The 20021-nt window shown below is 33.7% G+C and carries 20 protein-coding genes; 9 read left to right on the top strand and 11 right to left on the bottom strand.

The features are described from left to right. The first annotated feature begins 34 nt into the window (after positions 1-34). Positions 35-970 carry a DUF6268 family outer membrane beta-barrel protein gene (locus tag NCC77_RS19810; protein ID WP_250837134.1) on the top strand — a complete coding sequence of 312 codons (936 nt, stop codon included), beginning with the start codon at positions 35-37 and terminating at the stop codon, positions 968-970. Positions 971-972: 2 nt separating this feature from the next. Here the strand turns inward: NCC77_RS19810 and NCC77_RS19815 are convergent, their stop codons facing one another. The 3 genes from NCC77_RS19815 to NCC77_RS19825 form a co-directional block, all read right to left on the bottom strand. Continuing rightward, the gene (locus NCC77_RS19815) at positions 973-1686 is read right to left on the bottom strand and encodes a LytR/AlgR family response regulator transcription factor (protein ID WP_250837135.1); all 714 of its coding nucleotides are present in this window, start codon (positions 1684-1686) and stop codon (positions 973-975) included. A 275-nt stretch (positions 1687-1961) separates the two neighbouring features. Continuing rightward, positions 1962-3011 (bottom strand): sensor histidine kinase, encoded by a 1050-nt coding sequence (locus NCC77_RS19820; RefSeq protein WP_250837136.1) that lies wholly within the window; start codon positions 3009-3011, stop codon positions 1962-1964. Between the two features lie 228 nt (positions 3012-3239). Then, positions 3240-4118: a PPK2 family polyphosphate kinase gene (locus NCC77_RS19825; protein WP_250837137.1), complete on the bottom strand. Its 879-nt coding sequence runs from the start codon at positions 4116-4118 to the stop codon at positions 3240-3242. A gap of 210 nt (positions 4119-4328) precedes the next feature. Here NCC77_RS19825 and NCC77_RS19830 point away from each other — a divergent pair, with 210 nt between their 5' ends. From NCC77_RS19830 to NCC77_RS19860, 7 genes are all read left to right on the top strand, one after another. Beyond that, positions 4329-5165, top strand: a complete 837-nt coding sequence (locus tag NCC77_RS19830) for a DUF6929 family protein (RefSeq protein WP_250837138.1) — start codon at positions 4329-4331, stop codon at positions 5163-5165. Positions 5166-5437: 272 nt separating this feature from the next. Further along, positions 5438-5938: an RNA polymerase sigma factor gene (locus NCC77_RS19835; RefSeq protein WP_250837139.1), complete on the top strand. Its 501-nt coding sequence runs from the start codon at positions 5438-5440 to the stop codon at positions 5936-5938. A 2-nt stretch (positions 5939-5940) separates the two neighbouring features. Continuing rightward, positions 5941-6897, top strand: a complete 957-nt coding sequence (locus tag NCC77_RS19840) for a hypothetical protein (protein WP_250837140.1) — start codon at positions 5941-5943, stop codon at positions 6895-6897. Between the two features lie 70 nt (positions 6898-6967). Beyond that, positions 6968-9121: a vWA domain-containing protein gene (locus NCC77_RS19845; protein ID WP_250837141.1), complete on the top strand. Its 2154-nt coding sequence runs from the start codon at positions 6968-6970 to the stop codon at positions 9119-9121. 62 nt (positions 9122-9183) lie between these two features. Continuing rightward, positions 9184-9771: an LURP-one-related family protein gene (locus NCC77_RS19850; RefSeq protein ID WP_095931101.1), complete on the top strand. Its 588-nt coding sequence runs from the start codon at positions 9184-9186 to the stop codon at positions 9769-9771. A 114-nt stretch (positions 9772-9885) separates the two neighbouring features. Beyond that, positions 9886-10602, top strand: coding sequence for a 3-ketoacyl-ACP reductase (locus NCC77_RS19855; RefSeq protein WP_095931102.1), 717 nt, complete (start codon positions 9886-9888; stop codon positions 10600-10602). 110 nt (positions 10603-10712) lie between these two features. Then, positions 10713-11219, top strand: a complete 507-nt coding sequence (locus tag NCC77_RS19860) for a hypothetical protein (protein WP_250837181.1) — start codon at positions 10713-10715, stop codon at positions 11217-11219. Positions 11220-11331: 112 nt separating this feature from the next. Here the strand turns inward: NCC77_RS19860 and mtaB are convergent, their stop codons facing one another. After that, entirely contained in the window at positions 11332-12666 is a 1335-nt protein-coding gene (mtaB, locus tag NCC77_RS19865) for a tRNA (N(6)-L-threonylcarbamoyladenosine(37)-C(2))-methylthiotransferase MtaB (protein ID WP_250837142.1), read from the bottom strand. 487 nt (positions 12667-13153) lie between these two features. Between mtaB and NCC77_RS19870 the strand changes: the two genes are divergently transcribed. Then, positions 13154-13678, top strand: a complete 525-nt coding sequence (locus NCC77_RS19870) for a hypothetical protein (protein ID WP_202006353.1) — start codon at positions 13154-13156, stop codon at positions 13676-13678. An 81-nt stretch (positions 13679-13759) separates the two neighbouring features. On the opposite strand, the gene NCC77_RS19875 is transcribed toward NCC77_RS19870, so the two are convergent. The 7 genes from NCC77_RS19875 to NCC77_RS19905 all read right to left on the bottom strand — a co-directional run bounded on the left by NCC77_RS19875 (position 13760) and on the right by NCC77_RS19905 (position 19898). Beyond that, positions 13760-14290 carry a GNAT family N-acetyltransferase gene (locus tag NCC77_RS19875; protein ID WP_250837143.1) on the bottom strand — a complete coding sequence of 177 codons (531 nt, stop codon included), beginning with the start codon at positions 14288-14290 and terminating at the stop codon, positions 13760-13762. A gap of 7 nt (positions 14291-14297) precedes the next feature. After that, entirely contained in the window at positions 14298-15101 is an 804-nt protein-coding gene (locus NCC77_RS19880) for a Cof-type HAD-IIB family hydrolase (RefSeq protein ID WP_250837144.1), read from the bottom strand. A gap of 77 nt (positions 15102-15178) precedes the next feature. Continuing rightward, on the bottom strand, positions 15179-15397 hold the full coding sequence (locus tag NCC77_RS19885) for a putative signal transducing protein (RefSeq protein ID WP_095931831.1): 219 nt from the start codon (positions 15395-15397) through the stop codon (positions 15179-15181). 97 nt (positions 15398-15494) lie between these two features. Then, positions 15495-16154, bottom strand: coding sequence for a DEAD/DEAH box helicase (locus NCC77_RS19890; RefSeq protein WP_095931832.1), 660 nt, complete (start codon positions 16152-16154; stop codon positions 15495-15497). A gap of 45 nt (positions 16155-16199) precedes the next feature. Further along, positions 16200-17363: a sigma-54-dependent transcriptional regulator gene (locus NCC77_RS19895; RefSeq protein WP_250837145.1), complete on the bottom strand. Its 1164-nt coding sequence runs from the start codon at positions 17361-17363 to the stop codon at positions 16200-16202. A 202-nt stretch (positions 17364-17565) separates the two neighbouring features. Then, on the bottom strand, positions 17566-18882 hold the full coding sequence (locus tag NCC77_RS19900; protein WP_250837146.1) for an ABC transporter permease: 1317 nt from the start codon (positions 18880-18882) through the stop codon (positions 17566-17568). 71 nt (positions 18883-18953) lie between these two features. Continuing rightward, the gene (locus NCC77_RS19905) at positions 18954-19898 is read right to left on the bottom strand and encodes an ABC transporter ATP-binding protein (protein WP_250837147.1); all 945 of its coding nucleotides are present in this window, start codon (positions 19896-19898) and stop codon (positions 18954-18956) included. Positions 19899-20021 lie beyond the last annotated feature (123 nt).

Raw genomic sequence — 20021 nt, forward strand, 5'->3', positions numbered from 1 at the left:
GAACGCGGTAATTCGCAGAAAAATTAATCAAATCATGAACAAAACAATCTTTTATCTATCGCAACTTTTACTTTTTTTACTAGCCACAGTTGCTGCACGCTCACAATCGGGAATTTCAGGCGAATTTAAACTCGATTATGTCCCTTTTTCTAAATATGTAAGGCCAATGGACAGTACGAAAACAAATGCCGAAAGCAATTTTAAAAGAGCACAGATCACTTTTGAAGTACCACTATCTTTAAAAATGGATAAATACGATCATCCAAAACTCTGGTCTGTATTTTTTAATAGCAGTTACGCCAAAATGGAAAACCGAAACTACAATATTGAAGATCTACCAGTAGAGTTTCAAGGCGGATTTCCGAATGAATTACTCAATACGCAAATTGGAGTTAAGCATTTACGTTCCATTTCTTCTTCGTGGTCTTTATTAATAATGGCTTCCGTTGGTGTTTATACAGACATGGTCGAAATTAATAAAGATGATGTCCTGATTCAAGGAGGAATTCTTTTTATCAAACAATTTAATCCTAAATTGGCTTTGGGCGCAGGTCCTGTTTTGACTAATAGTTTTGGTGTTCCAATGGTTCTTCCTGGAATTTATTTTAACTGGGAATCTACTGGAGCTTTACATTTTAAGGTTGCTTTTCCGGAAGGTGTAGAAATAGGCTATCGAATGTCTGATTATTTTGACTTAAAAGCAGTAGCTGAATTAAGCGGAATGACAGCTGAAACCAAAATTGGAAATAAATCTACATTACTAGGCTATCAGCAGATAATTGCAGGTTTAAGACCTCAGATGAAGTTTGGTAAACATTGGATTTTAGAACCAACTGGCGGAACTACTCTTGTTAGAAGTTTTTCGACGACGAACCGAAAAATTAAAGAAATCTTTAAAGAAAAAGATATTGCAGATCCAAGATTCACCACTACCTTTTATGGAGCAATTGCTCTAAAATGGAAATTCTAAACCTATCTGCTTAACAAATTTTTATACACTACCTCTTTCAACAATACTTCTTTGCGAGTTCTTGAAACAGGTAGTTCTTGTCCTTTTATAAATAATCGCCCGCCAGAAATAGAATCTATATGCGTAACATTTACCAAAAATGACTTATGGATTCTAAAGAAAATTTCTGCGGGAAGTGTTTCTTCTAACGAAATCATCGTTTGATGAATAATTAGCACTTTATCTTTAAAATGAAGCTTAGCATAATTTTGCATTCCTTCGATATATAAAATATCGATCCAAGAAATTTTCTGAAATCCTTCTTCCTGACGCACATATAAAAAAGGATCTAACTGACTTTGCTTTGGAGAATTCATCATTTGATGCCATTGCTTTGCTTTTAGCGAAGCCTGATAAAAACGCTGAAATGTAATGGGTTTTAATAAATAATCTACAACCTGAAGTCGGTATCCGTCTAAAGCATGTTCTGAATAAGCAGTTGTAAAAATCACTAAAGGTGGATTCTCTAAAGATTCTAAAAACTCCAATCCCGATAAATAAGGCATATTGATATCCAGAAATAATAAATCGATCTCTTTTTCCTGAAGATATGAAGTCGCTTCTAGAGCCGAAGCACAAGTCGCTACGGTTTCTAGAAAATCAATTTTAGAAACAAAATCTGCTATTCCGTTTCTTGCTATGGGTTCATCATCGATAATGAGACATTTCATAATCATAGTTTTTTTGTTTCTGGTCTGGCGCTTATTTTTTTGAAATCCTATTAATCCCTTTAATCTGTGGCTAAAAATTTTACCGCAAAGAGCGCAAAGATTTACGCAAAGTTCGCAAAGTTTTAGTTTTATAAAAGGATGCTAAGAGCACAAAGCAATATATTAAGATTTTGAAGATTAAAAATTCGTGCTAATTCGTTCAATTGCTTCGCTTGTTCGCTATCGCTCGGGTTGTGGCAAAAATAAAATCCCTTTTAATCCTTTTAATCTGTGGCAAAAAATCATCTCAAATCTAGAGTCACTTCAACAGTAAAATCAGAATTGGTCTTATGGATGTTTAATTTGTGTTTTTCTGGATATTGTATTTCCAGTCTTTTCTTTACATTTTCCAAACCTAATCCTTGATTTTTTGAAGCTATTTTATATTGCTCCGTATAAGAGTTTTCGATTTTAAAACTCAATTGATTGTTGAGCTGTTTACAGGACAAATGCACATATCTTTTCTGATTTGGAAGCCTTGAAACGTGTTTAAAAGCATTTTCAATTAACGGAACCAAAAGCAAAGGCACAATCTGAAGCTGTCCATTTTCAATACTCCATTTACTTTTAACCTCTAGCTCATTTCCCCATCTGGTTTCTTCAACAGCAATTAAATCTTTTAAATATTTAATTTCAAGATGCAGAGGCACATATTCCTTATTGCATTCGTACAATTGATACCTCAAAATATCCGAAAACTGAACCAATAAATCTGAAGCCAACTTTACATCGCTTTGCATCAGAATATGAATATGGTTTAATACATTAAACATTAAGTGCGGATTAATCTGATCTTGCAAAATCTTGATTTGCGCTTCTAAATGAACCTGCTGTAATTGCGCATGATTTCTTTCGATAACATTATGTTCTTGGTAAAATCGAAGTCCGCAAGCAGTACCGCAAATTAAAATCGCTGACGGAATGTTGCCATAAAATCGTGCCCACAAAAATTGCAGAGAATCTACATCGGCTGCTTCAGGATATGCTTTTCTTCTTATAACCGAATCTGAAAAAACAATATAAATCAACGAGAGACAAAATCCCAAAAGCATTACAACAATAACGCTTTGTACTGCAAACCAGCTCATTTTATTTTGTTTTAGCGCTTTGGGCAGTATAACATCACTTAAAATATGAGCTAAAACGGCAGAACAAAACAAAACCAAAACAGCCTGAATCGTAGCGGTCAAAAAATCGTAATCTTCGATCATCTGCGCCCAAATCGTGATACCTAACAAGCTCCAAAAAAAGACTAAAAATATCCAATGCCTATTTTTACTGATTGCAATCATCTATACTTAATTTATTGAGAAAATTTGAATTCAAAAATAGTCCTATATTTTTTAAACAAATAGCAAAGGAGCATAAACCACAAGCACTATTAAAATTAGTTTGACGAACTGCGTTTTTGTTTTGACCAATGGAATTAAAAAAAGTAATATAAAAATAACCCCGAAAGTTTTTAAAACTTATCGGGGTTCAAAAAATTATCTAATTGACTAATTATCTCATTAACCAATTTACTTTTCTCCTAATTCTTTCTTATACAATTCAATATTGGCAGCCGTTTTTTCGTCTAGTTCAGGTTCTTTAATATCGGTATGTTTTTTCATTTCTTCCCAAATAATTTTTGCTACAATATAGCGTGACATTTCTTTGTCATCTGCAGGGATAATATACCATGGTGCATGCGAAGTCGATGTTTTATTAATCGCTTCTTCATAATATTTCATGTATTCATCCCAATAGCCGCGTTCTTTTAAATCTCCAGGCGAAAATTTCCAATTGTGTTTTTCTTCCTCCAAACGACGTAATAAACGCTGGCGCTGCTCTTCTTTGCTCAAATGCAGATAAAATTTCATTACGATTGTTCCGTTTTGAGCAATATGCTTTTCAAAATTATTAATCTGTTCAATTCTATTTTTCCAAAAATCAGGCGTAATATCATCGACAGAATTAATTTCTGGCAAGTTTTCAGCCAAGACATATTCAGGATGCACTCGTGTTACCAGAACATTTTCATAATGTGTTCTATTAAAAATGGCAAACTTCCCTTTTTCTGGCAATGCAATATAATGGCGCCATAAATAATCATGCTCCAATTCTGTTGAAGTGGGCGTTTTAAAACTATGCACTACTACTCCACGCGGATTAAATTCCTTAAAAACTTCACGAATCAAACTATCTTTCCCCGAAGTATCCATTCCTTGCAGACAAATCAAAACACTGTATTTGTTGTGTGCGTACATTACATCTTGCAAATCACTTAATTTGGCTTGTACCTTATCTAATTTTTCTTCTTTTTCGTCGTCATCTGCTTTAACATTCAAAACAGTTGGGATTTTTTTGAGCTTTATTTTATCTACAACTTTAAAATCTTTCGGATCTATTGATTTCATATCTTTTTCAATTTTTGTCTTATAAATATAGTAATTTTACGAAGCATATTCCTGCTATTCATTGCAATACTTTTCAATAAACTGCTTTTTTCCAAAGCCATAACAAGAGCTTCCGTTGGTCGCTTTCTTATGTCAGGAAAAAATGCAATTTCTTTTCAAAGTATTTCCATTACTATCAGGGCTAGGCATTCATTTTCAAAACAACATTTCATGGAAAAATTCACATTAGAAATATTATTTCAAATTATCGGAATCGGTTCTGCATCAGGATTATTTTACAATAACGATGCACTTTATGTAATTGGCGACAACAGCGGATTCCTTTACGAATACAATATGCAGAATCAGCAATTAAACCAGCATGCTTTAATTGACAATCCGACGCAAAATATTCCGAAAAATCTAAAACCTGATTTTGAATCCCTAACGCATCATAACGATACATTGTACGTTTTTGGTTCTGGTTCAACCGACAAACGAAATAAAATGATTGAATTCGATATTAAATCGAAAACGGTTTTACAAAAGAATAATTTAGTCGATTTGTACGGGGTTATGCAGAATTTCGGAGAAATAAAACCCGAAGATTTTAATCTGGAAGGCGCTATTTTTGACGGAGAAAACTGGTATTTATTCAATCGAGGAAATGGCGCTACCAACAAAAACAACATTTTTACCATTCACGCCAAAAATCTAGGAGAAGAATTTGCGCTGATTTCTGTCAATTACAAACTGCCAAAAATAAAAGGCGTCCGTTCCAGTTTTACCGATGCTGTTTTAGTCGATGATAAAATCTATTTCCTTTCAACTGCCGAAGATACCAAATCAACTTATGATGATGGTGCAATCTTAGGAAGCTTCATTGGAAGAATCGACGTTAAAACGATGAAAATAGATTTCACTCAAAAAATTACGGCAACCAACAAATTTGAAGGTCTAACTTTATACAAAAAAGAAAATAATAAAATCGAGTTTTTGCTTTGCGAAGACAATGACACAGAGCTTTTAGAAACAAAGATTTATAAATTGACATTACCAATTAAATAATATTTTGCGAATCTTTGCAAAAGAGCTATTACACAGAGATTCACAAAGATTTTCGCAGAGAAACACAAAATATTTTGATTACAATATTAACGTAAAGACACACTGCACATTACGTCTCTACAATAAAACCTTTGTAGCTTTGCAACTTTGTAACTTTGAACCTAAAAAAAATTTTTTTTCACCCCCATCCCAACCTTTTTATCTTTTTATCTCTCTATACAAGAAAGACAACAATTGTGATAAACGAAACTCAAATAGCAAACTGTAAAAAAATGCACCGCGATGCCCAGCGTGAGGTGTACGAATACATGGCGCCAAAGTTGTACCGCCTTTGCAAAAGATATTTAAAAAAGGAAGAAGAAATTGAAGAAGCATTAGCCGATGCTTTCTTTACTATTTTCACCAAACTGGATCAATTAAAAGAAGCGTATGCTTTTGAAGCTTGGGCTAGACGAATAACTGTAAATCATTGTTTGGCGACGATTAGAAAAGCAACCAACTTCAACATGTATTTAGACGACTTAAAGCTGATTTCTCAGCCTTCTGTCGATGAACTGAATACGTTGGAAGAAGAAGATCTACTTAATTTATTAAACCATATTCCTGACGGCTGTAAAACTGTTTTTAACCTTTTTGTTATTGAAGGTTTCTCTCATAAAGAAATAGCCGAAATGCTAAAGATTTCTGAAGGCACCTCAAAATCACAATTGAATGCCGCTAAGACCAAACTGAAAGAACTGGTTAATAAACTGTATTATCAAAAAGCAAAATAGTCATGGACAATCAAGATAAATTATTCGATAAAATAAAAGAAGCTTCGCAAAAAGCCGAGTTTCAAGACTTTTCAGGAATGGAAAAAGTCTGGTCGCGTGTTGAAGAAAAACTGGACAAAAAGGAAGATAAAAAAACAATCGCTTTATGGAAGAAAATTGCAATTGCGGCTTCTCTTCTTTTACTTATTTCTTTAGGATATCAATTTTTACATTCAGATAAAGAAACTGTAACAGAAACACCAAAAGTGGTTTTTGATGCAAAAGAAACCAAACAATCTGAAAAACCCATTTTAGATAAAAAAGCGGCAACTCCAACCTCAGATTCAGAAATAGTTTCTAATGAAGAAGCGGTTAAAATTTTAGAAAATCAAACTAAAAACAAAGAACGAGTTGCGATTCAAGAAACAATGATTCCTAAAGCAGAACCAATTCAAGCTGTTGTGACACCAAAAATTGAAGCAGAAGCTACTATTCCTGCAAAAGTCGCAATAAGTGAAAGTTTTGATGAAGAAGATGCTAGTTCTTCAAAAAAAGATGCTTTCGAAGAAAGAAGTTATCTAGACAGACAATCTGCAAAAGTTGCTTACGCAGCAGCACCCGCTCAAAAAGCTAAGAAAAATGCTCCTTTGGTAATTCTTAATGGAAATGCTATGGCACACAGTGACGATGCTAAAAGAGACAAAATGATGCAGGCCGAAATGTCTAATTTACAGCCTGAAAATGTGGAGTCTCTAGTAGTTTTAGACGATCCTTTATACATTATCGATGGCATCTATTACTCTGAAGAAGATTTATTTGGCAAAAACCCTACAAGTCCTTATGCGCCTTTAGACAAACAGGAAATTAAAACCATAACTATTTTACAGGACCTTGAAGCAACTTCTAAATACGGCGAACGAGGGAAAAAAGGAGTTCTTATAATCACTACTAAAAACGGAAAACCAGCTCCGAAAAAATAATCTTATGCTTTGTCAAAGTCTGCAGCTTTGACAAAGCAAAATCAAAACATTAATCTTAAAACTTATTATCATGAAAAGTCTAAAACTTATTTCATCAGCCATTGCTATGCTTATATGTTTCGTAAGCATGGCACAAGAAAGAACAATTACGGGAATCATTTCAGATGAAACAAAACAGCCGCTTCCAGGCGTAACCGTTATAAATCAGACTACAAAAGCTAATACTTACACCAATTTTGATGGTCAATACAGCATTCAAGCCAAAACTGGAGATATGCTAGTTTTCAGCTTTATTGGATACAAAAGCCAAAGCCAAAAGATTCAGAACTCAAATATTATTAATATAAAACTTCTTCCAGATAATCAGACTTTAAGCGAAGTTGTAGTTGTGGGCTATGGAACTGCCAATTCTGAATATGAAGACCGAAGTTATGCTCGTGCCGAAAGAAAGAGAGAGAAAAAAGACGCGAAGCAGGCACTTAAAGGAAAAGCTGCAGGAATTCAAACTCAAAATTCTATCGCATATTCTGCTATGCCAGCTCCAATTGCTATTCGCGGAAATGCTACAATTTCTCCAAAAAACGAACCGATGTATATTGTTGACGGAGTTAAAGTGAAAGCCAATCAAATGGCAAAAATTAATCCGAATGATATTGATAATGTTTCGGTTTTAAAAGACCAAGCGGCAACTTCGATTTATGGAAGTAAAGCTTCAAATGGTGTTGTAATAATTTCAACCAAAAATGAAATCTACAAAAACCTTTCAGAAAAAGAATTGGACAAAAAATTAAACATTATGCCAATTCAGACTGAACCAACTCAGGAAGATTATGATGCTTTTGTTGAGAATGCTTTCGAAAGCCCTAAAACTGCACCGCTTTCTACTTTTTCTATAGATGTTGATAATGCTTCTTATACGAATATTAGACGATTTTTAAACAACGGGCAGCAAGTTCCAAAAGATGCCGTTCGTGTAGAAGAAATGGTTAATTTCTTTAAATATACCTATCCACAGCCCAAAAACGAAAATCCATTTTCGATCAATACCGAAGTGAGCGATTCGCCTTGGAACTCCAATAACAAAATCTTGAAAATTGGTTTACAAGGAAAAAACATTCCAACTGAAGATTTACCCGCTTCAAACCTTGTTTTTTTGATTGATGTATCTGGATCTATGGAAAACATGAACAAATTGCCTCTGCTAAAACAATCATTAAAAATTTTGGTTAACGAATTAAGACCAAAAGATAAAGTGGGAATTGTGGTTTATGCGGGCGCTGCAGGAATGGTTTTACCCCCAACTTCTGGAGATGAGAAAAAAACAATCATTAATGCATTGGATAATTTGCAAGCTGGAGGAAGTACAGCCGGCGGAGCAGGAATTGAATTAGCGTATAAGATTGCAACTGAAAATTTCATTAAAAGCGGAAACAACAGAGTAATCTTGGCTACCGACGGAGATTTTAACGTTGGAAGTTCTTCTAATTCTGATATGGAAAAACTAATTGAAGAAAAAAGAAAAACAGGCGTTTTCTTAACTTGTTTAGGTTACGGAATGGGAAATTACAAGGACAGCAAAATGGAAATCTTAGCCGATAAAGGAAACGGAAATTATGCCTACATCGATAACATTCAAGAAGCGAATCGTTTTTTAGGAAAAGAATTCAAAGGCTCGATGTTTGCTATCGCGAAAGATGTAAAAATTCAGATTGAATTTAATCCAAAACAAGTTCAGGCGTATAGATTAATTGGTTACGAAAACAGAAAATTGGGTCCAGAAGATTTTAAAAATGATGCCATTGATGCAGGAGAATTAGGCAGCAATCATACCGTTACAGCTTTGTATGAAATTATTCCAACTGGAGTAAAAAGTGATTATTTAGCCGAACAGCCAGATGCTCTAAAATACACTAAAACCGAAAATAGTTCTACTAATTACAGCAATGAATTGGCAACTATAAAATTCCGTTACAAAAAGCCTGATGGTGATAAAAGCATCGAAATGGTTCAGGTAATCGAAAACAAATCGGTGATTTTAGAAAAAGCAAGTGATGATATGAAATTTAGTTCTGCCGTAGCTTGGTTCGGATTGAAACTGCGAGATTCAAAATTAATCGCTGACAAATCTTCGAAAGAAATTATAAAATTAGCCAAACAAGGAAATTCAAATGATGGCGAAGGTTATAAAGCCGAATTTATTCGTTTGGTTGAAACTTCTAAATAGTATAATTAATAAATATTATATTACATTTGCCACTTCATTTTTAAAACTTATTTTACACACGTATGAATCCTATTTTAAGCCAAAATCTATTTTTAGTAAAAGAACATGTTGGAATGTTCAAAGCTGCAAACAATTACGATATTTATCACCCAGAAACCAACCAAATTATAATGAACTGCCGAGAAAACAATCTTGGTTTTTTCACCAAAGTATTTCGTTTTACAGATTATAAAAGAGCCACTCCGTTTAATGTTGAAATTACAACTGCTTCTGGAGAAAAATTAATAACAGTAAGAAGAGGCGTTGCTATCTTTAGATCAACCGTTGAAGTTTTGGACGAAAAAGATCGTTTGGTTGGAACTTTCAAACAAAAATTCTTTTCTATTGGAGGAAAGTTTGATATTCTGGATAAAAACGAAAAACCAGTTGCAACGCTTCAAGGAAAATGGACTGGTTGGGATTTTAAGTTTTCTCACGAAGGCAAACAATTAGCGCAAGTAAATAAAAAATGGGCTGGATTAGGAAAAGAGTTTTTTACAAGTGCCGATAATTATGTACTTCAAATTGAAGAGACAGTAGCAGCCGATAGTCCGTTGAGACAGTTAATTTTAGGAGCCGTAATGTGTATAGACATGGTTCTAAAAGAATAACAAAAAGTTGTTAAACTTAGATTAAGAATATCTTTTAAAGCATCATTTTAGTTTTCAAAACCTTATTTTTGTAAGACTTAAAATGATGCTTTTTGCATTTCTAAAAATACAATCATGACCGACTTAAAAAATAAAAATGCCTTTATTACAGGCGCAGGAAAAGGAATTGGAAAAGCTGTGGCAATTGCTTTGGCCAAAGAAGGTGTAAATCTAATTTTAGTTTCGAGAACAAAAAGTGATATCGATCAACTGGCAGAAGAAACGGCTAAACTGGGTGTAAAAACTTTGGCTTTGTCTGCCGATGTTTCTGACATCAGCTCTATCAATTCTGCTGTTGAAAAAGCTATTGCAGAATTTAAAAGTATTGATATTTTAATCAATAGCGCTGGAATTGCTTCTTTTGGAAAATTCTTAGAATTAGAGCCAGAAGCATGGGAAAGAATTATTCAGGTGAATTTAATGGGAACGTATTACACTACTCGTGCCATTATCCCAAATATGATCGAAAGACAAACTGGAGACATTATCAATATTTCTTCGACTGCTGGATTAAACGGAAACGCTTTGACAAGTGCTTACAGTGCTTCTAAATTTGCTGTTTTAGGCTTAACCGATTCTTTGATGCAGGAAATGAGAAAACACAATATTCGTGTTACGGCTTTAACGCCAAGTACAGTTGCAACTGACATGGCAAAAGATCTAAATCTGACTGACGGAAATCCAGAAAAAGTAATGCAGTCTGAAGACATGGCAGATTTGATCATTGCTCAATTAAAATTAAACCGAAGGGTGTTTATTAAAAATAGCAGCATCTGGTCTACTAACCCATAAAGAATAAATTCTAAATTTTTGAAATTCTAAATTCCAATCTCAAAGTAATTGGAATTTGGAATTTAAATATTGGAATTTGAAACTAAATTATTGGAATTTAAAAAAACATGATGGAACAATATTTAAGACAATTGGTCGAAATAGAATTTCAGGATAAAAAACAGATTTTCTCCGGATTTCTTATTGATTATTCTGATGAATGGATTTTGCTTCGAAATAATCCTGTAGATTTTATTTTGGATGGTTTTGTTATTTTGAGAAATAAAAACATTGAAGCCGTAAACCGAGATCACGATTTGGCTTTCACAGAAAAAGTAATCCGCATGAAAGGATTAAAAATTAATTCGGATGATATTATCCCGATTAAAGATTTGGCTTCGATCATTAAATTTATTTCTGAGAAATATGGTATTTTTCAGATTGCAAAAAAATCATCTAAATCTGCTTATCTAGGAAAATTAATCGAATTAAATAATGAAGAATTGACTATCGATTTTTTAGATATGCAAGGTCAATTTGGAGGAGAACTAAGTTTTAATCCCGAAAAAATTCGCGTTATAGAATTTGATACCGATTATATTAATTCTTTGAAATTGGTTGTTCAGGAAAATGAATAATTTATAAAAATAGAAAAGCCTCTTATTCGAGGCTTTTTTTGTCATTTCGAGGAACGAGGAATCACACTAGCAATTCCGTATGCTGTAATTGTCACTAAACGTGATTTAAAAATTAAGCTCCCACCAATTTATTCAAAAACTCCAAACGTACACTTCCGTCTTCGTCGATTTTTGTCAAATTGATTTCTTGCAAAGTATTTACCAATTCCGGATTCCAAGGTGTTTTTACTTTTACGTAGTTTTCAGTAAACCCATGAATATATCCTTCTTTATTTTCGCTTTCAAAAAGTACCGTTCTATTTGTTCCTAACTGACTTTCGTAAAAAGCACGACGTTTTTTAACTGATAAACCGCGAAGCATTTTGCTTCTTTTTGCTCTAACATTTGAAGGAACTACCCCTTCCATATCAACAGCTTCAGTATTATCTCTTTCTGAATACGTAAATACGTGCAAATACGAAATATCCAATTCATTTAAGAAATGATACGTTTCTAAAAAGTGCTCGTCTGTTTCCCCAGGAAAACCAACAATCACATCGACACCAATACAAGCGTGTGGCATTACTTCGCGAATTTTATTGACACGGTCTGTGTAAACTTCACGCAAATAGCGACGTTTCATTAATTTCAAAATATCATTGCTTCCTGATTGCAACGGAATATGGAAATGTGGTACAAAAGTTCTACTTTTAGAAACAAATTCGATCGTTTCGTTTTTCAATAAATTCGGTTCGATAGACGAAATTCTCAAACGCTCAATCCCTTCTACTTTATCTAAAGCCTGAACTAAATCCAGAAAAGTATGTTCGTGTTTTTTGTTTCCGAACTCCCCTTTTCCGTAATCACCAATATTTACACCCGTTAAAACAATCTCACGAATATTTTGAGCCGAAATTTCTTTGGCATTTTTCAGTACATTTTCTAAAGCATCACTTCTAGAAATTCCTCTTGCCAACGGAATTGTGCAATAAGTACATTTATAATCGCAACCGTCTTGAACTTTTAAGAATGCTCTGGTACGGTCTCCAATAGAATAACTTCCTACGTAGAAATCGGCTTCAGCAATTTCGCATGAGTGAACTTCGCCCATATCGTTTTTGCTCAAATCATGGATATAGTCCGTGATTTTGAATTTTTCTGTTGCGCCCAAGACCAAATCAACACCATCAACCGCAGCTAATTCTTCTGGTTTTAATTGCGCATAACAGCCAACAGCTGCAACAAAAGCCTTTTCATTAAGCTTCATTGCTTTTTTTACTACCTGCTTAAACTGCTTATCTGCATTTTCTGTTACAGAGCAAGTATTAATGACATAAATATCTGCTATTTCTTCAAAATCGACGCGGTCAAAACCTTCGTCATTAAAATTTCTGGCAATTGTTGAAGTCTCTGAAAAATTCAGTTTACAACCCAGCGTATAAAAGGCAACTTTTTTTCTATTTTCCATAATCTGCTTAAATTAATGAAATCGTTGTCAAAAAATTTAAGGCTGCAAATTTACGAACAATATTCATCAAAAGAAAGCAATTAATTTACTTCGAATCAATAATTTGACACTAATGTTAATTTAAAAACATTCGAAAGCTATTTTTTTCTATTTTTATTAAAAAAAAATCTGAGCCTGATATTCTTGAAATTTTAACACTCTGATAAGAATTAAATGACAAAATAATCGATTAAATGCAAATTTTATCGATTAAATACATTTTTATCGGTTTTAAATTATAAATTTCTTACATTTACCATTGTTATGAATGTAATTCAAAATTAGTTTAGATTAAAGAATTTTGATAAGCTTTAATTAATTTAATAATAATTCGGGCATAACAATTTTGAATTTTACTCGTTATGTTGTTGTTTTGTGTTACAAAATGAAATGGGAAAGCCGAAAACCAAAGAGAGTAGGCAAAATTAAAATACAAATACCACGCTTTATGAAAGCATTTTTACCCACAATCTGCTTGATGTTCTTAACCGTATTTAGTTCGCAAGCGCAAACTAGTGCTCCAGCCGCAAATGCAAATCCATTTCCTACTATTAGCACATTGACGACTTGGGCAAGCTTTAACTCACAACAGCAATTTGATGTTGCTATTCGTGCAGTTGGGTTTAAGTTTGAAGTTAAAGAACCTGGTGAAGGATCTACAGCTTATACCTACATTCGTAAAGTAACAGTTAACGAAGTAAATTATACCGATAGAATTGTATACAGAATTACAAACAACAATTCTGCAAGTATCATTTCTTTAGTAACCGCTTCTACCGACTTGGTTAGTTTATACACTCCGCAATTAGCAAGCTTTAAAAACAACAACTGTAAAACAGAAATGTCTAAAGACAAAAATACGACTTGCAGCTGTTACGAAAGTGCCAATTTTGCAATCGATCTTTGCGACGAGCGTGTAAAATTAACTATGGGTGACGGAAATAAATATTTTGTTTCTGTAGCTAAAAAATAATATTTTCAAATATTACTTCTTAATTAATTCCAAATCTTTACTGACTTTTAAGTATGTAAAGATTTGGAATTCGTTTTTTATTTAAATTCTGTTTGGATTCTTAAGTTCATACCAAACTTCTAATTCTTCATCGTATTCAAAAGAATTCACAAAATGAAATCCTAATTTCTCCAGAATTTTTCTTGAGTTTTCGTTTCCTGCATCTGCGTAAGCATAAAGCACTTCTACTTTCATTTCGTTAAAAGCATGATCAATAAAAGCTCTTCCTGCTTCTGTGGCATAACCTTTTCCCCAATGCTTTTCGATAAAACGATATCCTAACTCATAAAAGTTTTTATGATTATTTATCTCGTCTTTAATAAATTTGATTCCAGACCAGCCAATAAATTCATTGGTTTCCTTAAGAACAACAGCCCATCTTCCTGTGCCAAGATCTTTGTATTGTTTTTGAACAAATTTGATATATTCAATGCTTTCGTCAATATGTTTTACAGGTCTATTGCCGACAAATAAATGCACATTTGGATTAGAATCCAATTCAAACATTCCTTCTGCATCAGAAAGTTCTAATTCTCTTAAAAGCAAACGCTCTGTTTCAATTGGATTTTTCATCTTTTATTTAATTTAAAATATATTTTTGCACCACTTCAGCAACACCATCATCATTATTTGAAGCCACGATTAAATCTGCTCGATCACGCAATTCAGGATTCACATTATCTACCCAAACTCCTAATCCTGCATATTCTATCATTGTCAAGTCATTCCCCGCGTTTCCAACGGCGATAATCTCGCTTTGATGAATACCCAGCTTTTCTGCCAAAAATTTCAAACTCGCAGCTTTATCAATTCCTTGCTGTGCCGCTTCTAAGAAAAATGGTTTAGACATCGAAACACTTAAATGTGGCATAGCCTCCATTAAATCTTTTTCCAAGGTTTTTAAATAAGCTGGATCTTGCAGCAAAATACATTTAACCGCTGGTCTGTCTACATAATCTTTAAAGCTTGAAACTTTAAGATGCGCCATTCCCGTGATTTCTTTTTCTACCTCAATATATTCAGAATCTGTCTCACTAATGATTTGGTCGTCTAAATACGTAATGATGTGCGCATTCTTTTTTACACTATAATCGTATAACGCATGAATTTGCTCTACAGTCAACTTCTGTTCAAACAAAATTAGATCATCTTTCACACGACTGATTATTGCGCCGTTAAACGAAATCATATACGAATCGTTTTTATCTAATTCCAACTCCTTTGCATAAGCCGTCATTGCCGTAGTTGGTCTTCCAGAAGCCAAAACAACGTAAACGCCTTTTGCTTGCGCTTCTAATATTACTTTTTTATTTAAATCTGATATTCTGTGATCGTCTGTCAACAAGGTGTCATCCATGTCGAGCACTAACATTTTGTATTGCATTTTTTTTAGTTTTCAGTCGCAGTTTCCAGTCGCAGTCTCAGTAACAACTGAAAACTACGACTGAAAACTGAAAACTTTTAAAGACTCATTCTAAACTCTTCTATAACTGGATTTGCTTTTGCAAAATCTGTTTCTTGTATAAAAACTTCAATAGCCAAATCTGTCTGGCCAAAACCTCCTAAACGTGCAGATTGAATATTATCTTTTTTTACTGTTTCTACACCAGCTTCTTCTAATCTTTCCTGCAAAGCAATTGCCAATACTTCACTTCCAGAAAATACTTTCATTAATCCCATAACATTTTATTTTTTTATTCTATTAATTTCTAAATCAAAAAAATCCCGCTTTTCAGTTACTGAGACTGAAAACCGGGACTGAAAACTTTATTATAAATTATTCTTCTTCAATATCGTCTTCGTCTTCATCAAGCTCTTCTCCGTCTTCATCCATATCAAACAAATAAGGCTCCACCATAATTTTATCTGCCAAAATTTCAATTCGCTCTGTCAGAGTTTCAGAAAAGATAATTCGCTGCACTTTGGCGATACTATTAGAAATACGTGTGATTTTTGGATCATGGCGTAATTTCAAAATCGGATCTGCATCATCCAAAATAAACATTTTAAGACGATTTACGTTGTAACCTGCTGTACTAAACATGTCATTTAATTTAGTTGGCGTACCAATTAAAACGTCGATTCCTGTAGAAACATAGTTTTTATCATAATCCATGTCGCCTTTTTCGTTTACACCATAAACTTCCAAATTGGTGTATTTCCCATACTTCTCAAAAAGCTCAACCATTTCCAAAACCTTTGCTTTGTCTTCCACAATGATTAAAGCGCGTGGCGATTCTTCGGTTTTACCAGCCAATTGCTGAATCACATTTAAAACAATCGTTGTTGTTTTTCCACTTCCTTTTGGAGAAATAATTACACAATCAGCACCGCTTTTTATGGTTGAAAAAGTTTCCAACTGCAAAGCATTCGCTTCCGTTAAACCATTTTCAACTAGTCCGTCTTGTAATTTCTCGTTTATTTTTTTTAGTTTCATTTCTAAATTTTAGATTTATGATTTTAGAATTTAGATTCCAAATCATTATTTGCTTGCGAACATTTTCACATCTGATTCTGAGATTTCGTTTCCTCCCAAAATAATCAATCTTTCTACTACATTTCGAAGTTCACGAATATTTCCTGTCCAATCGTATTCTTGCAATAATTTTATGGCTTGCGCCGAAAATGACTTAACTGCATTTCCTTGCTCTAAAGCTATTTTTTCTGCAAAATGCGAAATCAAAGCTGGAATATCATCACGTCTTTCATTCAATGCCGGAACTTTAATTAAAATCACTGCCAAACGATGGTATAAATCTTCACGGAAACGGCCTTCTGCGATTTCTGTTTTCAGATCTTTATTCGTAGCTGCAACAACACGAACATCAACTTTAATATCTTTATCAGCACCAACTCTCGTAATCATACTTTCTTGCAAAGCACGCAAAACTTTGGCTTGCGCCGAAAGACTCATATCTCCAATTTCATCCAAGAAAATAGTTCCTTTGTCTGCTGCTTCAAACTTTCCTGCACGATCTTTCACTGCCGATGTAAAAGCACCTTTTACGTGTCCGAACAATTCGCTTTCGATCAATTCGCTTGGAATTGCCGCACAGTTTACTTCAATTAACGGAAAACTAGAACGCTCGCTTTTTTCATGTAACTGATGCGCCACTAATTCTTTTCCCGTTCCATTTGGTCCAGTAATCAAAACTCTCGCTTCTGTTTGCGCCACTTTATCAATCATCACTTTGATATGATTAATCGATTCGCTGTCGCCAATCATTTCGTAGTTTTTGCTAACTTTTTTCTTTAGGATTTTATTTTCAACTACTAATTGTTTTTTGTCCAAAGCATTACGAACCGTATTCAATAAACGGTTCAAATCTGGCGGTTTCGAAATATAATCGAAAGCGCCCAAACGCATGGTCTGAATCGCAGTTTCCATATCGCCGTGACCCGAGATCATCACCATCGGGATTTCTGGTTTGATCTTTTTTACTTCTTCCAAAACCTCAACACCGTCCATTTTTGGCATTTTGATATCGCACAAAACCAAATCATAGTCGTTGTTTTTTATTTTTTCAAGTCCCGCAACACCATCTTCAGCTTCATCAACCTGATACGCATCATTTTCTTCTGATAATATTTTTACCAAAACCCTTCTGATCGCTGCTTCGTCTTCAATAATTAGTATTTTACTCATTTTTTTCTAAGGTTCAAAGTTGCAAAGTTACAGAGTGACAAAGTTTAAAAATCTTTGTTGCTATGTTAACTATTAACCTGCTATTAGTAATATCTCTTTTATGCTTCAATACAATCTTAAAGTTGTTTTTCTAAGTTATAAAAAATTCAAATAAAAAAAACTTTGAACCTTTGTCTCTCTGTAACTTTGCAACTTTAAAGAACTAGTACTTCAGCCACTTATACAATTCCTTCCAAGTCGGTTTTTTGCCGTACATTAAAATACCTACACGGTAAATTTTGGCAGCAAACCAAACCACAAGGAAAAAGGTAGCAAACAATAATGATACCGAAATTGCGATTTGCCACCACGGCACACCAAACGGAATACGCATTAGCATTACAATTGGCGAAGTTAACGGAATCATTGAAAAGATAACTGCAACACTTCCGTGCGGATCGTTTACTACTGTAAAAAATCCGATATAGACGCTCAAAATCAGAGGCATTAAAATTGGCAGCAAAAATTGCTGAGAATCGGTTTGATTGTCAACTGCCGCTCCAATTGCTGCGTAAAATGAGCTATATAAAAAATATCCTCCAATAAAATAAATCACAAATCCGATTATGATACTTGCAATTGGCAAATTCCATAATTCAGCAATATACATTTGCGCTGATCCAGCAAATTCGTGCTGCGCACTTTGCATTAATTCTGGAGAAATTCTGGCTGTCGGACCAACATTCACTCCAAAAAAAGCTGAAGCTGCAAACATCAATCCTAATCCAATTATCGCCCAAATCATAAATTGTAAAATCCCAGCCAATGATGTTCCTACAATTTTACCAATCATCAACTGAAATGGTTTTACAGATGAAATAATGATTTCGATAATTCTGTTTGTTTTTTCTTCGATTACGCTTCTCATTACCATATTTCCGTAAATGATAATAAACATCATGATCAAGTAACCAAATGCGCCTCCGATTCCGATTTTAATTTCATTTAAACCTTTCAGACTTTCTTCTCCAGAAGCTTTAACCAAATGAATATTTACATCTGACTGCGCTTTCTGGATGGCCAAAGTGTCTAGTTTTGCTTCTTCCAGATTTAGTTTTGTAATTTTATTTCCAATGATATCTTGAGTGTTTTCAATAAAAGAAATGCTCGGGCTATTATTAGAAATAAATTCAATTTTACTTTCTAAATCTTTTATATTTTTTGTTTTCGGAATAACGATTAATCCGTTGAAATTTTCTTTTGTAATGCTATCTTTTAAAGCCTTTACATCAATTTCAGATAAATTTAAATATTTGAATTCGGCTCCTTTTTTATTTTCTTTTAAAAAATCAGACGCAAAAAGTCCAGTTTCGTCATGAATTGCAATTCTTTTTGTTTCTGCTTTCATCGAACTTAAATAGCCAATAAAAACAGCAATCGCCACAAATAAAAGCGGACTCAAAAATGTCATGACAACAAAAGATTTATTGCGGACTTTGGCAATAAATTCTCTTTTTATAATCAACGAGATGATACTCATAAATATTTTTAATTTTCAAATCTAAAATCCCAAATTCCAACTCTCACAGTTTCAAACTTGGATTTTGGAATTTAATTATTGGAATTTAATTTTTTGTTTTCCGTTACCGTTTGGATAAAAATATCGTTTATGCTCGGAATTTTTTCTACGAAATGCGTTACTTGTCCACGTTGTGTCAAAATGTTCAATAATTCGTTTGGACTTGCATTTCCAATCTGAATATTTAATTTCAAATCATCATTTAAAGATTTAAAACTAGCAGGCGAAACCGTAAATTTTTGAGTGATATCGTACATCAAACCTTCAACATTATTTGTCAAAATTCCAACTTCAAAACTATTTGTTCTAAACTGACGTTTCACATCAGCCACTTTCCCTTCGATCAATTTATTGGATTTGTGAATTAAAGCAATGTTTTCACAAAGCTCTTCTACACTTTCCATTCTGTGCGTCGAAAAAATAATAGTAGAACCTTGTTCTTTCAATGCCAGAATTTCATCTTTAATAACATTAGCATTTACAGGATCAAAACCAGAAAAGGGCTCATCTAAAATTAGCAATTTTGGTTTATGCAAAACACAAACCACAAACTGAATTTTCTGTGCCATTCCTTTAGAAAGTTCCTGAATTTTCTTGTTCCACCAGCCTTGAATTCCTAATCTGTCAAACCAATAATCCAATTGTTTTTTGGCTTCAGCCTTAGAAAGGCCTTTCATTTGAGCCAGATACAAACATTGCTCTCCCACTTTCATCGAACTATACAAACCTCTTTCTTCTGGAAGGTATCCGATCGTTTGCACATGTTTGGGCTGCAATCTTTCTCCATCCAAAATTACTTCGCCACTATCTGGCAATGTAATTTGGTTTATGATTCTGATAAGGGAAGTTTTTCCGGCTCCATTGGGACCTAAAAGCCCATATATACTGCCTTTTGGCACATTTAATGAAACTTCGTTAAGTGCTACATAATCGCCGTATTTTTTTACGACTTTATGTACTTCAAGTAAGTTACTCATGCTATTTTTAAGGATTTACTGCGTCACTTTGCCTGTTACGGTTCAGCGACTGTAAAAGTAAATAATTCGAAGCGAAATTGTCGCATATTACGCAAAAAACCCATTCTAATTTATGCTAGAATG

Source organism: Flavobacterium tyrosinilyticum, assembly GCF_023656565.1.
GTDB lineage: Bacteria > Bacteroidota > Bacteroidia > Flavobacteriales > Flavobacteriaceae > Flavobacterium > Flavobacterium tyrosinilyticum.

Excerpts from the sequence above, each read along its gene's own strand:
- NCC77_RS19810 (WP_250837134.1), top strand. The coding sequence starts at position 35 with ATGAACAAAACAATCTTTTATCTATCGCAACTTTTACTTTTTTTACTA.
- NCC77_RS19815 (WP_250837135.1), bottom strand. The coding sequence starts at position 1,686 with ATGATTATGAAATGTCTCATTATCGATGATGAACCCATAGCAAGAAAC.
- NCC77_RS19820 (WP_250837136.1), bottom strand. The coding sequence starts at position 3,011 with ATGATTGCAATCAGTAAAAATAGGCATTGGATATTTTTAGTCTTTTTT.
- NCC77_RS19825 (WP_250837137.1), bottom strand. The coding sequence starts at position 4,118 with ATGAAATCAATAGATCCGAAAGATTTTAAAGTTGTAGATAAAATAAAG.
- NCC77_RS19830 (WP_250837138.1), top strand. The coding sequence starts at position 4,329 with ATGGAAAAATTCACATTAGAAATATTATTTCAAATTATCGGAATCGGT.
- NCC77_RS19835 (WP_250837139.1), top strand. The coding sequence starts at position 5,438 with ATGCACCGCGATGCCCAGCGTGAGGTGTACGAATACATGGCGCCAAAG.
- NCC77_RS19840 (WP_250837140.1), top strand. The coding sequence starts at position 5,941 with ATGGACAATCAAGATAAATTATTCGATAAAATAAAAGAAGCTTCGCAA.
- NCC77_RS19845 (WP_250837141.1), top strand. The coding sequence starts at position 6,968 with ATGAAAAGTCTAAAACTTATTTCATCAGCCATTGCTATGCTTATATGT.
- NCC77_RS19850 (WP_095931101.1), top strand. The coding sequence starts at position 9,184 with ATGAATCCTATTTTAAGCCAAAATCTATTTTTAGTAAAAGAACATGTT.
- NCC77_RS19855 (WP_095931102.1), top strand. The coding sequence starts at position 9,886 with ATGACCGACTTAAAAAATAAAAATGCCTTTATTACAGGCGCAGGAAAA.
- NCC77_RS19860 (WP_250837181.1), top strand. The coding sequence starts at position 10,713 with ATGGAACAATATTTAAGACAATTGGTCGAAATAGAATTTCAGGATAAA.
- mtaB (WP_250837142.1), bottom strand. The coding sequence starts at position 12,666 with ATGGAAAATAGAAAAAAAGTTGCCTTTTATACGCTGGGTTGTAAACTG.
- NCC77_RS19870 (WP_202006353.1), top strand. The coding sequence starts at position 13,154 with ATGAAAGCATTTTTACCCACAATCTGCTTGATGTTCTTAACCGTATTT.
- NCC77_RS19875 (WP_250837143.1), bottom strand. The coding sequence starts at position 14,290 with ATGAAAAATCCAATTGAAACAGAGCGTTTGCTTTTAAGAGAATTAGAA.
- NCC77_RS19880 (WP_250837144.1), bottom strand. The coding sequence starts at position 15,101 with ATGCAATACAAAATGTTAGTGCTCGACATGGATGACACCTTGTTGACA.
- NCC77_RS19885 (WP_095931831.1), bottom strand. The coding sequence starts at position 15,397 with ATGGGATTAATGAAAGTATTTTCTGGAAGTGAAGTATTGGCAATTGCT.
- NCC77_RS19890 (WP_095931832.1), bottom strand. The coding sequence starts at position 16,154 with ATGAAACTAAAAAAAATAAACGAGAAATTACAAGACGGACTAGTTGAA.
- NCC77_RS19895 (WP_250837145.1), bottom strand. The coding sequence starts at position 17,363 with ATGAGTAAAATACTAATTATTGAAGACGAAGCAGCGATCAGAAGGGTT.
- NCC77_RS19900 (WP_250837146.1), bottom strand. The coding sequence starts at position 18,882 with ATGAGTATCATCTCGTTGATTATAAAAAGAGAATTTATTGCCAAAGTC.
- NCC77_RS19905 (WP_250837147.1), bottom strand. The coding sequence starts at position 19,898 with ATGAGTAACTTACTTGAAGTACATAAAGTCGTAAAAAAATACGGCGAT.